This is a genomic window from Mycoplana dimorpha (genome assembly GCF_003046475.1).
GTDB lineage: Bacteria > Pseudomonadota > Alphaproteobacteria > Rhizobiales > Rhizobiaceae > Mycoplana > Mycoplana dimorpha.
Genome location: NZ_PZZZ01000005.1, coordinates 206,220 through 219,869, shown reverse-complemented (window position 1 = coordinate 219,869; position 13,650 = coordinate 206,220). Strand labels below are relative to the sequence as shown.

Here is a 13,650-nt window from a genome sequence, read left to right as displayed (position 1 = left end):
CCCATGAATGTTCTTTCGGTGTCGTCCGAAGTCTTCCCGCTCGTCAAGACCGGCGGCCTCGCCGACGTCGTCGGCGCCCTGCCGCTCGCCCTTGCCGGCAACGGCGTGCGGATGCGCGTGCTGGTGCCCGGCTATCCCGCGGTGATGGAGCAGATTGCCAAGCCCCGCAAGGTCGCGACACTTCTGAGCGTGTTCGGCGACGAGATGCGCCTTCTCGCCGTCCAGCACGCCGGTCTCGACCTGCTCGTCCTTGACGCGCCCGCCTACTACAACCGCAACGGCGGCCCCTATGTGGACTCCACGGGCAAGGACTACCCCGACAACTGGAAACGTTTCGCGGCACTGTCGCAGGCCGGCGCCGAGATCGCCCGCGGCATCCTCCCGGACTGGACGCCGGACCTCGTCCACGCCCACGACTGGCAGGCGGCGATGACGCCGGTCTACATGCGCTACACGGGCCTGGAGCATGTGCCCAGCCTGATCACCGTGCACAACCTCGCCTTCCAGGGGCAGTTCGGCCCCGACATTTTCCCGCAACTCGGCCTGCCGGCGTCGGCCTTCAGCTTCGACGGGCTCGAATATTACGGCGACGTCAGCTTCCTCAAGGGCGGGCTGCGCACCGCCTGGGAGGTCACCACCGTCAGCCCCACCTATGCGCAGGAGATCCGCACGCCCGAGTTCGGCATGGGGCTGGAGGGCCTGATCAATGCCCGGGCCGGCGAGCTGATCGGGATCGTCAACGGCATCGACACCGCGGTGTGGGATCCGAGGACCGATCGGCACATCGCCGCCAATTATGGCCCCGGCGCCCTTCGCGCCCGCTCGAAGAACCGCGCCGCGCTCGCAGAGCGCTTCGGACTGGGGGAAGACGACGGACCGATCTTCTGCGTCGTCTCGCGCCTCACCTGGCAGAAGGGCATCGACCTGATCGCCGAGGTCGCCGACTGGATCGTTGCCGAGGGCGGCAAGCTCGCCGTTCTCGGCGCCGGCGACCAGGGGCTGGAAGGGGCGCTCCTGGCCGCCGCCTCCCGCCACCGCAGCCGCATCGGCGTCGTCATCGGCTACGACGAACCGCTCTCCCATCTGATGCAGGCCGGCGCCGACGCGATTTTGGTGCCGTCGCGCTTCGAGCCTTGCGGCCTCACCCAGCTCTACGGCCTGCGCTACGGCTGCGTGCCGATCGTAGCGCGGACCGGCGGCCTTGCGGACACGGTGATCGACGCCAACGAGGCGGCCCTGCACGCCCGCGTCGCCACCGGCTTCCAATTCGCGCCGGTCAGTGCCGATGGCCTGCGCCAGGCGCTTCGCCGCGCTTTCACCGCATTTCGGGAGCCAAAGGTCTGGGGCCGGTTGCAGAATCAGGGCATGAAGTCCGACGTATCTTGGGAAAGGAGCGCTGAACGCTATGCACGCCTTTACGACAGCCTCCTGGAGAGAGCCTGACAGGCGCTCACCGGCCCGGACCAACCGCCCCGATCCCCGCGACCGTTTCGCCTCTTACGCGCATCGGAATGATTTGAAAGTGCCCCGCATTTCCTGCATCCTTGCCTTCTTGTCAGGCGCGCATTCCGCTGCACGGCATCCATAATTCCAAGAGTTCCGAGCCAGCCATGATCAAGACCGTATCCACCAAGCCGTATGACGACCAGAAGCCCGGCACGTCCGGCCTGCGCAAGAAGGTGCCCGTCTTCCAGCAACCGAACTACGCCGAGAACTTCATCCAGTCGATCTTCGATTCGCTGGAGGGCTTTTCCGGGCAGACGCTGGTGATCGGCGGCGACGGTCGCTACTACAACCGCGAGGTGATCCAGATCGCCATCAAGATGGCGGCGGCGAACGGCTTCGGGCAGGTGCTGGTCGGCCGCGGCGGCATCCTGTCGACGCCGGCCGCCTCGCACCTCATCCGCAAATACGGCGCCTTCGGCGGCATCATCCTGTCGGCGAGCCACAATCCGGGCGGACCGACCGAGGATTTCGGCATCAAGTACAATGTCGGCAATGGCGGACCGGCGCCGGAGAAGATTACCGACGCGATCTTCGCCCGCTCGAAGGTGATTGACAGCTACAAGATTGCCGACGCCGCCGACATCAATATCGACCTCGAAGGGACGCAGACCGTCGAAGGCATGACCGTGACCGTCGTCGACCCGGTGACGGATTATGCCGATCTGATGGAGCAGCTGTTCGACTTCCCCGCCATCCGCCGCATGTTCGCCGGCGGATTCCGTGTGGTGTTCGACGCCATGAGCGCGGTGACGGGCCCCTACGCCAAGGAGATTCTCGAGAACCGCCTCGGCGCGCCGAAGGGATCGGTGCTGAACTTCATGCCGCTGCCGGATTTCGGCGGCCACCATCCTGATCCGAACCTCGTCTATGCCCGCGCCCTCTACGACACGATGATGGCCGACGACGCGCCCGACTTCGGCGCCGCCTCGGACGGCGACGGCGACCGCAACCTGATCATCGGCCGCGGCATCTTCGTGACGCCGTCCGACAGCCTGGCGCTGCTCGCGGCCAATGCCCATCTGGCGCCGGGCTACAGTAAGGGGCTCGCCGGCATCGCCCGTTCCATGCCGACCAGCGGCGCCGCCGACCGGGTGGCGGACAAGCTCGGCATCGGCATGTACGAGACGCCGACCGGCTGGAAGTTCTTCGGCAACCTGCTCGACGCCGGCAAGGTGACGATCTGCGGCGAGGAGAGCGCCGGAACCGGCTCCGACCACGTCCGCGAGAAGGACGGCCTCTGGGCGGTGCTGCTCTGGCTGAATATTCTCGCGGTGCGCAAGGAAAGCGTCATCGACATCGTCAGGGCGCATTGGGCCACCTACGGCCGCAACTACTACTCGCGCCACGACTACGAGGAAGTCGACACGGACGCCGCCAACGGGCTGATTTCCGCGCTGCGCGACCGTCTCGCCGACCTTCCCAGCAAGACCTTCGGCGCGCTCACGGTCGAGAAGGCCGACGACTTCGCCTATCACGACCCGGTCGACCACTCTGTCAGCGAGCACCAGGGCATCCGCATCCTGTTTGCCGGCGGCTCGCGCATCGTCTTCCGCCTGTCCGGCACCGGTACCTCCGGCGCCACGCTGCGCGTCTATATCGAGCGCTTCGAGCCGGACACCTCGCGCCATGACATCGAGACTCAGAAGGCGCTCGCCGATCTCATCGCGGTCGCCGACGAGATCGCCGGCATCAAGGGCCGCACCGGCCGCAGCGCCCCGAGCGTGATTACCTGAGGATGACAGAAATAGACCCGGTCTCCGCCATCGAGCCGAGGACCGCGGAACCTCTCGGCGCGACAGTCGTGGAGGGCGGCGTCTCCTTCGCCGTCCATTCCCGCGACGCAGCCCGCATCGATCTTTGCCTGTTCGACGAACACGGCCGGCGCGAGACCCGCCGCGTTCCGATGCAGCGCGACGACACGGGCCTGCATCGGGCGTTCGTCGAAGGGATCGGCCCCGGCACGCGCTACGGCTTCCGGGCCGAGGGCATCTATTCACCTGACCACGGTCTCTGGTTCGACCCCGCCAAGCTGCTGGTCGATCCCTACGCGAAGGAACTCGACCGCCGTTTCGTCCACGACAATCGCCTGACGCAGCAGGGCGAGGAAACCGCCGACCTCGTGCCGAAGGCGATCGTGACGATCGACCGGCCGGTGCCGGTCGCCCCGCCGCTGTTTCGCCCCGGCGGCGTCATCTACGAGGTCGCCGTGCGCGGCTTCACCATGCTGCACCCCGACATTCCGGAGAACATGCGCGGCACGATCGCCGCGCTCGCCCATCCGGCGGTCGTCTCGCACCTGAAGCGCATCGGAGTCGATGCGGTCGAACTGATGCCGATCGTCGCCTGGATCGACGAGCGCCACCTTCCGCCGCTCGGCCTGCACAACAGCTGGGGCTACAATCCGATCGCGCTGATGGCGCTGGACCCGCGGCTGGCGCCGGGCGGCATGGCGGAACTTGCTGCGACCGTGGCAGCCCTTCGCGCCGAGGGCATCGGCGTCATCCTCGACCTGGTCTTCAACCATTCGGGCGAGAGCGATCGCTTCGGCACCACGCTGTCGATGCGCGGGCTGGACAACCTCACCTATTACCGGCACGTCGCCGGCCGCCCCGGCGATCTCGTCAACGACACCGGCTGCGGCAACACCATCGCCTGCGAGCACCCGGTCGTACGCCGGCTGATACTCGATTCGATGCGCCATTTCGTCCGAAATGCCGGCGTCGATGGATTCCGGTTCGATCTCGCCTCGGTCCTCGGCCGCAATGGCAAGGGCTTCGACCCGCAGGCCGCCCTCTTCGCCGAGATGCAGGTCGATCCGCTGCTCTGCGACCATGTTATCATTGCCGAGCCGTGGGACATCGGCCCCGGCGGTTACCAGCTCGGCAATTTCCCCGCGCCCTTCCTCGAATGGAACGACCGTTTCCGCGACGACACCCGGCTGTTCTGGCGCGGCGATCCGGGCCGGCTCGGGGCCTTTGCCACCCGGCTCTCCGGCTCCGCCGACATCTTCCAGCGCAGCGGCACCAAACGAACGCGCAGCGTCAACTTCGTCGCCGCCCATGACGGCTTCACGTTGAAGGACCTCGTCTCCTATGCCGGCAAGCACAACGAGGCGAACGGCGAGGATAATCGCGACGGCCACGGCGAGAACCACTCCTGGAACAACGGCGTCGAGGGCGAGACGCAAGATGCGGCCGTGCTCTCGGCCCGCAAGCGCGACGTCAAAGCACTGCTCTCCAGCCTATTCGCGTCCAAGGGAACGGTGCTGCTGACCGCGGGCGACGAAGGCGGGCGCAGCCAGCGCGGCAACAACAACGCCTATTGCCAGGACAACGCGATCATCTGGCTCGACTGGAGCCGGTTCGACGAGGAACTGGTTGCCCACACGGCGGCCCTGGGCGGCATCCGGAAGCGCTTCAGTATCTTTTCGGATACCGCCTTCTTCGACGGCGGCAACGTCGAATGGCTGCGGCCCGACGGCCGCCCGATGCGGGTCGAGGACTGGGACAGTCCCTTTGCCGGCACGCTGGTGATGGTGCTGGCAAGCAAGGAGGTCGATACCGGCGAGACGGTGCGCCTGGCGGTCGGGTTCAACCGCACGAGCGAACCGGTTGCGCTCAAACTTCCGGCAGCGAACGGCAAGATCTGGCTGGAGTTCCTCGCTACTGAGCAGGCGGCAGAACTGGCGCCGCGCAGCGTCACTTTTCTGATCGAGCAGGCCTGACGGTTACGGCGGAGTTCCGTTGCGAGGGATGCCCCTTTCCATCGGAAATCCTGCGAAAAAACGGTTACCATTCGGCAATCCATGCGCTAAAGCAGGTCGCGCGGAAAAACGTCGCCACCTGCTTTAAGTTTTTGTTCCCACGCACGTCTTTGTCCCGAAACCGTTACACACGATCGGAAGACTTGCGCTAGAAACGCAGCCGACTCGGCTGCCGGATACGAACGAAAGGACCGTCCATGCCCCGCGAAATCCACCTCACTGACGTCAAGGACCTGGTGGGTAAGGAGATCGGCCTCTCACGGTGGTTCACGGTCGACCAGACGATGATCGATCGTTTCGCGCAGGCCACGGAGGACCACCAGTTCATCCATACCGATCCGGTCCGCGCCGCGCAGGAGACGCCCTTCGGCGGCACGATCGCCCACGGTTTCCTGTCGCTGTCGCTGTTGTCGGCGATGAACTACGACTGCCTGCCGAAGGTGATCGAGCAGACGATGGGCATCAACTACGGCTTCGACAAGGTCCGCTTCATGACGCCGGTGAAGAGCGGCGCGCGCGTGCGCGGCCGCTTCACCATGGCCGATGCGCGCTTTCGCGGCGCCGGCATGCTGATGTGCACCTATGACGTCACGGTGGAGATCGAGGACGAGCGCAAGCCGGCGCTGACCGCCAACTGGCTGACGATCATCCAGTTCGATCCAAAGGATCGGCCGGAGGACGCGTAGGCGGGCGGCCCTGGTTCCAATCAAAATCCAAGTTTGTGCGGGTCGCCGCGCTGATCCCAGACCCGCAGGATCTCCAGCCGGCGGGAGCGCACGCGATAGATGATGGAAAAGGGCGTGCGCCGGATTGGAAACTCCCGCACGTCGGCGATGCCCGTCGCTTCACCCGCATAAGGGTTGTCTGCCAGGAGGCGTTCTGTGGCGAGCAGATGTTGCCTCGCACGCCTGGCGCCTTGAGGGAAGACACGCGAATAGTAGAGGCGCATCCATTGGAGATCGGCCACCGCGCTCGGCAGGTAGACGATCTCCATCGATCAAGGCTCTTTCAGGCGATCGGGCTGTGGTTCGGGTAGCTCCTGGTCGCTGTCCCAGCTGTTCATCCAGCGATGAACGGCGTCGGCGGAGACAAAGGCGCCGGCGTCGGCCTGCTCCAATGCTCTTTCGATTGCCAGTCGCTTGGCATCCTGCGCATCGAGAAACATCTCGATTGCCTTTGCCGCCACGTGAGACGCGGAGCGGTCCTGATTGCGCGCCTCGGCCTCGAGGCGGGCTTTCAGCTCGGAATCAAGGCGAAGTGAAAACGGTGCAGACATGGCCAGCCGATACAATGTAGCGATGTTCGCTACATTGTATCGCATTAGGCGACGGTCTTGAAGCGGCCCTCAATGCGCCGCGTCTTCCGCCCCTTCGGCCAGGACCCCGAACGCATAGGGCGAGAACGAGCGCCAGCATTCGACCCGGTATTCCTGCTCGCCGGCGCGGTAGATGACCACCTCGATCTTGCCGAGCACGGTGCGCGCGCAGGCGCCGACCGGGAAGGCGGAGGCCGACAGGTCGTGCGGGCTGGCGCTCGCGATCGCCTGCGCGGCCTTCGGTCCGGCGACGAGGATCGCGGTGTTGCGATGCGAGACGTCGACCGCCGAATGCAGCACGCCCGATTTCGCGGCAACCGCAGCCAGGTCGGCCCCCTGCTCGTCGATCAGCAGCCATTCGTCCGGGCCGAGCCAGAGCGCGTGCTGGCCCTTGGCCGAGGCCGAGGTTTTCGGCCTGGTCGGCAGGTCGAGCCCAAGCGCCTTGGAGAGGGCTGCGACCGCGTCGGGTGCTGCCCGCAGCGATAGGCGCGTGGCCGGCGCGGCCGCGCTGACGTGGGCGGCGGCGGAGCCGCCGTTGAAGCCGCCGAGCGGCGCTTTGCGAAGTGCTTGCTCAGCCATTGAGGCGGGCTCCTTCCTTGTCGATGAAGACCATGTCGGTGACCTCGACCGCGATCGTGCGGTCGGGCATCGGCACGTAGAGCGTCTGGCCCATGCGGGCCTGGCCGCCGGCGACGAGCGCCAGCGCAATCGAATGGCCGCAATTCGACGACCAGTAGGACGAGGTGACGTGGCCGAGCATCTTCATCGGGATCGGCTGGTTCGGATCGGCGACAATATGCGCGCCCTCCTCCAGCACCACCGTCGGGTCCTTGGTCTTCAGCCCGACCAGTTGCTTGCGGCCCTCGGCGACGAGGTCCGGGCGCTTCAGGCCGCGAATGCCGACGAAATCGGTCTTCTTCTTCGAGACCGCCCAGCCGACGCCCGCGTCGAAGGGCGTCACCGTGCCGTCGGTGTCCTGGCCGACGATGATGTAGCCCTTTTCGGCGCGCAGGACGTGCATCGTCTCGGTGCCGTAGGCGCAGGCGCCCATCGGCTCGGCCCGGGCCCAGATCGCTTCCCAGACGGCCTGGCCGTAGTCGGCCGGGACGTTGACTTCGAAGCCGGTCTCGCCGGTGAACGACATGCGGAACAACCGGGTCGGCACGCCGCAGATCTTGCCCTCGCGCACGCTCATGTGCGGGAACGCCTCGTTCGAGATATCGATACCCTCGACGAGCGGCGCGATGATCTCGCGCGCCTTCGGCCCCTGCACGGCGATCACCGCCCACTGCTCCGTCGTCGAGGTCAGCCACACCTTCAGGTGCGGGAACTCGGTCTGGAGGTAGTCCTCCATGTGGTTCATCACCCGCGGCGCGCCACCGGTCGTGGTGGTGACGTGGAAGCGGTCCTCGGCGATGCGGCCGACGACGCCGTCGTCATAGACGTAGCCGTCCTCGCGCAGCATGATGCCGTAGCGGCAGCGGCCGGGCTTCAGCGTGTCCCAGGCGTTGGTGTACATCAGGTTCAGGAACTCGGCCGCATCCGGGCCGACCACCTCGATCTTGCCGAGCGTCGAGGCGTCGAACACGCCGGCGACGTCGCGAACCGTCTTGCACTCGCGGCTGACCGCCTCATGCATGGTCTCGCCGGCGCGCGGATAGTACCAGGCGCGCTTCCACTGGCCGACGTCCTCGAACACGGCGCCATGCGCCTCTTCCCAGGCATGCATCGGCGTCTTGCGGGTCGGATCGAACAACTCGCCGCGCGAGTGGTTGATGATCGTCCCGTAGGTCACCGGCGTGTAGGGCGCGCGGAAGGTGGTCAGGCCAACCTTCGGGATGTCGCGGCCCAACGTCTCGGCGGCGATCGCAAGGCCATGGATGTTGGACAGCTTGCCCTGGTCGGTCGCCATGCCGTTTGTGGTGAAGCGCTTGATGTGCTCGATAGAGTGCATGCCCTCGCGCACCGCAAGGCGGATGTCCTTGGCGCAGACGTCATTCTGGAAGTCGATGAACGCCTTGACGTTGTCGTTGGCGCCCGCCCCTTCGGCGGCACCGGCCATGCCGCCGGTCCACTCGAAGGCGTTCTCGGCGCGGATCTCGACCTTGCCGCCGGCTTTGCTGCCGGTCGCACGCGCCATCAGTTCGCCGGCGGCGAGCGCTTCCTCGACGGTCGCCTGTAGGCCGTTGGTGCCGTTGCATGCGCCGACCGACAGGCAGTCCTGCGCATAGGTGCCCGGCAGGAACTGGCCGGTCTCGGCATTGTAGGCGACCTTGCCGCGCGACTGCGAGAACAGATGCACGGACGGCGTCCAGCCGGCCGACATGATCAGCGCGTCGATCGCGATGGTGCGCTTTCCGCCGCCGCCGTTGCGGGCGATCGTCATGGAATTGACGCGGCGGTGTCCCTTGGTGTCGATCACCGAATGGCCGGTCAGCACCTCGATGCCGAGGCTGCGGGCTTCGGCGAGAACGCCCTCGCCCGGCTTGGCGCGGTTGTCGACGATCGCAGCGATCCGGACACCGGCCCGATGCAGGTCGAAGGCGGCCTCATAGGCCGAATCGTTGGCGGTGTAGACGCCCACCTTCTTGCCGACGGCCACGCCGAAGTGGTTGAGGTAGGTGCGCGCCGCCGATGCCAGCATGACGCCGGGGCGATCGTTGTTGGCAAACACCATGTGACGCTCGATCGCGCCGGTCGCCAGGACGACGCGCTTGGCGCGCACCTGCCACATCCGCTCGCGCGGCAGCTTGCGGTCCGGACGGGCAAGGTGCTCGGTGACCCGTTCCGCCAGCACCACGAAGTTCTGCGCATAGTAGCCGAAGGCGGTCGTGCGGGTGAGGACGGTGACGTTGTCCATCGCCGCGAGCCGGGCCGCGGTCGCCTGCGCCCAGGCAAAGCCGTCCTGGCCGTCGATCTTGACCGACTTGTCATAGTGCAGCGCACCGCCGACTTCCGGCTGCTCGTCGCAGAGGATCACGCGGGCACCGGTCTCGGCTGCGGCAAGGGCCGCCGAAAGACCGGCGACACCTGCACCGACGACGAGCACGTCGCAATGGGCGAAGCGGTTCGTGTAATGGTCGGTGTCGGCTTGCGTCGGCGCGACGCCGAGGCCGGCAGCGGCGCGGATGCGCGGCTCGTAGAACTTCTCCCAGGCGGCTTTCGGCCACATGAAGGTCTTGTAGTAGAAGCCCGCCGCGAAGAAAGGCGACAGCAGGTTGTTGATGCCACCGACGTCGAAGGCGAGCGACGGCCAGCGATTCTGCGACGAGATCGTCGCGCCGTCGAACACCTCCTGCACGGTCGCCCGCACGTTCGGCTGCTTGCGGGCGGCGTCGCGCTCGACGTCGATCAGCGCATTCGGCTCCTCGGCGCCGGCCGACAGGATGCCGCGCGGACGGTGGTACTTGAACGATCGGCCGACGAGATGGACGCCGTTGGCCAGCAGCGCCGAGGCGACGGTGTCACCCTCCAGCGCCTCGTAGCTCTTGCCGTCGAAGGTGAACCGCGCCGTGCGGGCCGGGGTCAGGCGGCCAGCGCCTGCGATACGATTGGCCCCGCTCATCCTGCCACTCCTTCCGTAGCTTCATAGGTTTCGACGGTCGTTTCCGTCGCTTTGGGTGCCGGCGACAGGTCCGGCCGCGGCAGGCCAGCCTTGTAGGTCGTCACGAACTTGTCGCTGACGGTGTCGCGCGCGGCGTTGAAGAAGCGGCCGCAACCGTGGATGTGGCGCCAGCGCTCGTAGACGAGGCCCTTGACGTTGTCGCGCAGGAAAAAGAAGGCCTCGAACTCTTCATCCGAGATGTCGGCGATGTTGGTCGGACGCAGGATATGGGCGTCGCCGGCGCCGCGGAACTCCAGTTCCGGGCGCTCTTCCTCGCAGTAGGGGCAATGGATCAGCAGCATCTTGTCGTCTCCTGCCTGCCGCACCTCCTTTGTGGAGTGCGCAGGCGATTTAAGAAGGTTAGTGAGCCACGGCGGCGGCGGCAGCCTCGTCGATCAGGCGGCCGGTGCGGAACCGCTCCATCGTGAAGGGCGCGTTGATCGGATGCGGCTCGTCGCGGGCGATCGTGTGGGCGAAGACATGGGCGGAGCCGGGCGTCGCCTTGAAGCCGCCGGTGCCCCAGCCGCAGTTGACGTAGAGGCCCTTGACCGGCGTCTTGGCCAGGATCGGCGAGCGGTCCGGCGTCACGTCGACGATGCCGCCCCAGGAGCGCATCATCTTCATGCGGGTGAACATCGGGAACAGTTCGCAGATCGCATCCAGCGTGTGGGTGATGATATGCAGGCCGCCGGTCTGCGAGTAGGACTGGTACTGGTCGGTGCCGGCACCGATCACCAGCTCGCCCTTGTCCGACTGCGAGATATAGGCGTGCACCGTGTTCGACATGACGACGCAGGGGAAGATCGGCTTGACCGGCTCGGAGACCATCGCCTGCAGCGGAAAGCTGAGGAGCGGCATGCGGATATCGGCCATCTGCATGACCACAGAGGTGTGCCCGGCAGCAACCACGCCGACCTTCTTGGCGTTGATCGGCCCGCGCGTCGTCTCGACGCCGGCGACGGAACCGTCCGGATTGCGGCGGATGCCGGTGACCTCGCAGTTCTGGATGATGTGGACACCGCGATCGGAGGCGCCGCGGGCGTAGCCCCAGGCGACGGCGTCGTGACGGGCGGTGCCGCCCTTGCGCTGCAGCGCCGCGCCGACGATGGGGTAGCGGGCGGACCGGGAAATATCGAGCGGCGGGCAGTATTCCTTGGCCTGCTCCGGCGTCAGCCATTCGTTGTCGACGCCGTTCAGACGGTTGGCATGGATGGTGCGCTTGAAGCCCTGCATGTCATGGATGTTATGGGCCAGCATCATCACGCCGCGCGGCGAGAACATGACGTTGTAGTTCAGCTCCTGGGAAAGGCCGTCCCACAGCTTCAGCGCATGGTTATAGAGCGCCGCACTCTCGTCATAGAGATAGTTCGAGCGGATGATGGTGGTGTTGCGGCCGGTGTTGCCGCCGCCGAGCCAGCCCTTCTCGAGCACGGCGATATTGGTGATGCCGTGCTCCTTGGCCAGATAGTAGGCGGTCCCGAGACCATGGCCGCCCGCGCCGATGATGATGACATCATACTCCTTGCGCGGCTCGGGCGACGCCCATTGCGGCTCCCATCCCGTGTGGCCGCGCAACGCCTCGCGTGCGACGGCAAAGACCGAATATTTGCGCATCCGCCTCTACTCCGTATGTCGGGTCGATTTCATCGCCGATAGAAAGCAAATCCCGACGGGACGCAACGGTTTCTTTGCGACGCATTCGACCGCCCCTTATGCCTCGATGCGACATTGCCCTGGCTGCAAAGGCGGCGCCCCGGCCGCAAAGGCGTCGTCCCGTGCGCGGCCGGCGGCCATTCAATTTTCCACCGCTTTTGGTCGCCCCATATGGACTTCGCCACGGCGATCTGGTAACGGACGCTCCAATCGCGCGCCCTGTGGGCAGCGAAGCCATATTTGCTTTTGCCTCGTCGACCTGGATCCCCGAGGCTCAACACAAACCGAAGGAACGGGATACACGTGCAGGTACTAGTCCGCGATAACAACGTCGATCAGGCGCTCCGCGCGCTCAAGAAGAAGATGCAGCGCGAAGGTATCTTCCGCGAAATGAAGATGCGGGACTATTACGAAAAGCCGTCGCAGAAGCGCGCCCGCGAGAAGGCAGAAGCCGTCCGCCGCGTCCGCAAGCTGGCCCGCAAGCGCGCCCAGCGCGAAGGCCTGATCAGCGCCGGCCGCACGGCCCGTTGATCCGTCGTTTTTTCGACGTTTTCAGATGCAATCTGGCGGTGGCGAAGCAATCGCCGCCGCCTTTTTTGATGCGCGTCGGGTAATCGCCCGCGGGCCGGATTCCGCGCCGCCGCAGAGGTGCGCGACGGCTTCGCAGGCAGCCGAGCGGGGGACTACCGCGACGCTGGCGGACGGGCAGGCTACAGGGGTGGCGACGCCCCGCCAGCGGGACCGGAGCAGGAGATGGCGCAAGGCGCCGCGAGAGGGACGAGAACTTGGAAATGGCAGCTATCACGGGGCATTCCACCATCACCCTGAAATGCCTCGCGCATATCGCCGGTCTTCGAAGGCCGCTGGCCACCGCCCTCGTCGGCCTGGCCGCTGCGGGATTGCTGGCCGGCTGCCAGAGCAACACCACCTCCGACCTGATGCGGGTCGAGCGCGCCCAGGGCAGCTCGGAGAACATCTCCTCGCTTTCCAGCGTCATTGCCGCCAATCCGCAGGATCCGGAAGGCTATAACGTCCGCGGCTCCGCCTATGGCCGCGCCGGACGGTTCCGCGACGCGCTGGAGGACTTCAACAGGGCGATCCAGCTGAACCCGCGCTTCTACCAGGCCTACGCCAACCGCGCGCTCGTCCAGCGCAACCTCGGCAACCTCGCCGAAGCGGCGGCCGACTACAACGCCGCGCTGCAGATCAACCCGAGCTACGACGTCGCCTATATCGGCCGGGGCAACCTGTACCGCCAGGCCGGCCGCGTCGATGCCGCTTTCGCCGACTTCAACAAGGCGATCGAACTCGACACCACCGACCCGCGCGCCTTTCACAACCGCGGCCTGATCTACCAGAAGCGTGGCCAGCACGGCCCCGCGATCGAGGATTTCTCCAAGGCGATCTCGCTCTCTTCCACCTCGCCCGAGCCCTATAACGGCCGCGGCCTCTCCTACGCCGCGCAAGGGGACGACGACAACGCGTTCGCCGATTTCAACACCGCGATCACGCTCGACGGCAAGGTGGCCGAGTCCTGGGCCAACCAGGCGCTGATCTACGAGCGCCGCGGCGACATGGCCAAGGCCGCCAAGTCCTATTCGCACGCGCTGCAGCTCGACCCCAAGTACCAGCCGGCCAAGGACGGCCTGGCGCGCACCCGCGGCGGAGCGGCGTAACCCGGCCTCACCCGATGCAGAAAGTCAGCCCGCGACCCGATCGCGGGCTCCGCTGAAAAAATCCCCACCAGGACATTACTTCGACCGGCGCCGACGGTTCCGTCATGCCGGAATTGATCCGGCATCCAGCGCG

12 protein-coding genes are annotated in these 13,650 nt (G+C 66.3%); 6 read left to right on the top strand and 6 right to left on the bottom strand.

Annotation, left to right across the window (positions count from 1 at the left end; genetic code table 11):
- The first annotated feature begins 3 nt into the window (after nt 1–3).
- The 4 genes from glgA (at nt 4) to C7449_RS13930 (ending at nt 5,955) form a co-directional block, all read left to right on the top strand.
- Complete coding sequence (glgA, locus tag C7449_RS13945; RefSeq protein WP_108003415.1) at nt 4–1,443, top strand: glycogen synthase GlgA; 1,440 nt, start codon at nt 4–6, stop codon at nt 1,441–1,443.
- Nucleotides 1,444–1,610: 167 nt separating this feature from the next.
- Nucleotides 1,611–3,239 carry an alpha-D-glucose phosphate-specific phosphoglucomutase gene (locus C7449_RS13940; RefSeq protein WP_108003414.1) on the top strand — a complete coding sequence of 543 codons (1,629 nt, stop codon included), beginning with the start codon at nt 1,611–1,613 and terminating at the stop codon, nt 3,237–3,239.
- A 2-nt stretch (nt 3,240–3,241) separates the two neighbouring features.
- Nucleotides 3,242–5,230 (top strand): glycogen debranching protein GlgX, encoded by a 1,989-nt coding sequence (gene glgX, locus C7449_RS13935; protein WP_108003413.1) that lies wholly within the window; start codon nt 3,242–3,244, stop codon nt 5,228–5,230.
- A gap of 236 nt (nt 5,231–5,466) precedes the next feature.
- Nucleotides 5,467–5,955, top strand: a complete 489-nt coding sequence (locus C7449_RS13930; protein WP_108003412.1) for a MaoC family dehydratase — start codon at nt 5,467–5,469, stop codon at nt 5,953–5,955.
- A 20-nt stretch (nt 5,956–5,975) separates the two neighbouring features.
- Here C7449_RS13930 and C7449_RS13925 read toward each other — a convergent pair whose 3' ends face one another.
- From C7449_RS13925 to C7449_RS13900, 6 genes are read right to left on the bottom strand one after another with little or no spacing between them, the layout of a single operon-like run.
- Complete coding sequence (locus C7449_RS13925) at nt 5,976–6,263, bottom strand: type II toxin-antitoxin system RelE/ParE family toxin (RefSeq protein WP_108003411.1); 288 nt, start codon at nt 6,261–6,263, stop codon at nt 5,976–5,978.
- Between the two features lie 3 nt (nt 6,264–6,266).
- Nucleotides 6,267–6,560, bottom strand: a complete 294-nt coding sequence (locus C7449_RS13920; protein WP_108003410.1) for a CopG family ribbon-helix-helix protein — start codon at nt 6,558–6,560, stop codon at nt 6,267–6,269.
- 54 nt (nt 6,561–6,614) lie between these two features.
- Nucleotides 6,615–7,163, bottom strand: coding sequence for a sarcosine oxidase subunit gamma family protein (gene soxG / locus C7449_RS13915; protein ID WP_108003409.1), 549 nt, complete (start codon nt 7,161–7,163; stop codon nt 6,615–6,617).
- Entirely contained in the window at nt 7,156–10,149 is a 2,994-nt protein-coding gene (locus C7449_RS13910; RefSeq protein ID WP_108003408.1) for a sarcosine oxidase subunit alpha, read from the bottom strand. Before C7449_RS13910 ends, soxG begins: the two co-directional genes overlap by 8 nt.
- Nucleotides 10,146–10,490 carry a sarcosine oxidase subunit delta gene (locus C7449_RS13905; protein WP_108003407.1) on the bottom strand — a complete coding sequence of 115 codons (345 nt, stop codon included), beginning with the start codon at nt 10,488–10,490 and terminating at the stop codon, nt 10,146–10,148. The genes C7449_RS13910 and C7449_RS13905 overlap by 4 nt, the downstream gene beginning before the upstream one ends.
- A 58-nt stretch (nt 10,491–10,548) precedes the next feature.
- The gene (locus C7449_RS13900) at nt 10,549–11,802 is read right to left on the bottom strand and encodes a sarcosine oxidase subunit beta (RefSeq protein ID WP_108003406.1); all 1,254 of its coding nucleotides are present in this window, start codon (nt 11,800–11,802) and stop codon (nt 10,549–10,551) included.
- A gap of 342 nt (nt 11,803–12,144) precedes the next feature.
- On the opposite strand from C7449_RS13900, the gene rpsU reads away from it, so the two are divergent.
- Both rpsU and C7449_RS13890 read left to right on the top strand, forming a co-directional pair.
- On the top strand, nt 12,145–12,372 hold the full coding sequence (gene rpsU / locus C7449_RS13895) for a 30S ribosomal protein S21 (RefSeq protein WP_108003405.1): 228 nt from the start codon (nt 12,145–12,147) through the stop codon (nt 12,370–12,372).
- Nucleotides 12,373–12,632: 260 nt separating this feature from the next.
- Nucleotides 12,633–13,517, top strand: a complete 885-nt coding sequence (locus C7449_RS13890; RefSeq protein ID WP_108003404.1) for a tetratricopeptide repeat protein — start codon at nt 12,633–12,635, stop codon at nt 13,515–13,517.
- Nucleotides 13,518–13,650: the final 133 nt, after the last annotated feature.

What these genes read in the sequence shown, in the direction of transcription:
- C7449_RS13925 (WP_108003411.1), bottom strand. Translation starts at nt 6,263, where the DNA reads ATGGAGATCGTCTACCTGCCGAGCGCGGTGGCCGATCTCCAATGGATG.
- C7449_RS13910 (WP_108003408.1), bottom strand. Translation starts at nt 10,149, where the DNA reads ATGAGCGGGGCCAATCGTATCGCAGGCGCTGGCCGCCTGACCCCGGCC.
- C7449_RS13900 (WP_108003406.1), bottom strand. Translation starts at nt 11,802, where the DNA reads ATGCGCAAATATTCGGTCTTTGCCGTCGCACGCGAGGCGTTGCGCGGC.
- C7449_RS13940 (WP_108003414.1), top strand. Translation starts at nt 1,611, where the DNA reads ATGATCAAGACCGTATCCACCAAGCCGTATGACGACCAGAAGCCCGGC.
- C7449_RS13930 (WP_108003412.1), top strand. Translation starts at nt 5,467, where the DNA reads ATGCCCCGCGAAATCCACCTCACTGACGTCAAGGACCTGGTGGGTAAG.
- C7449_RS13890 (WP_108003404.1), top strand. Translation starts at nt 12,633, where the DNA reads ATGGCAGCTATCACGGGGCATTCCACCATCACCCTGAAATGCCTCGCG.
- C7449_RS13905 (WP_108003407.1), bottom strand. Translation starts at nt 10,490, where the DNA reads ATGCTGCTGATCCATTGCCCCTACTGCGAGGAAGAGCGCCCGGAACTG.
- soxG (WP_108003409.1), bottom strand. Translation starts at nt 7,163, where the DNA reads ATGGCTGAGCAAGCACTTCGCAAAGCGCCGCTCGGCGGCTTCAACGGC.
- glgA (WP_108003415.1), top strand. Translation starts at nt 4, where the DNA reads ATGAATGTTCTTTCGGTGTCGTCCGAAGTCTTCCCGCTCGTCAAGACC.
- glgX (WP_108003413.1), top strand. Translation starts at nt 3,242, where the DNA reads ATGACAGAAATAGACCCGGTCTCCGCCATCGAGCCGAGGACCGCGGAA.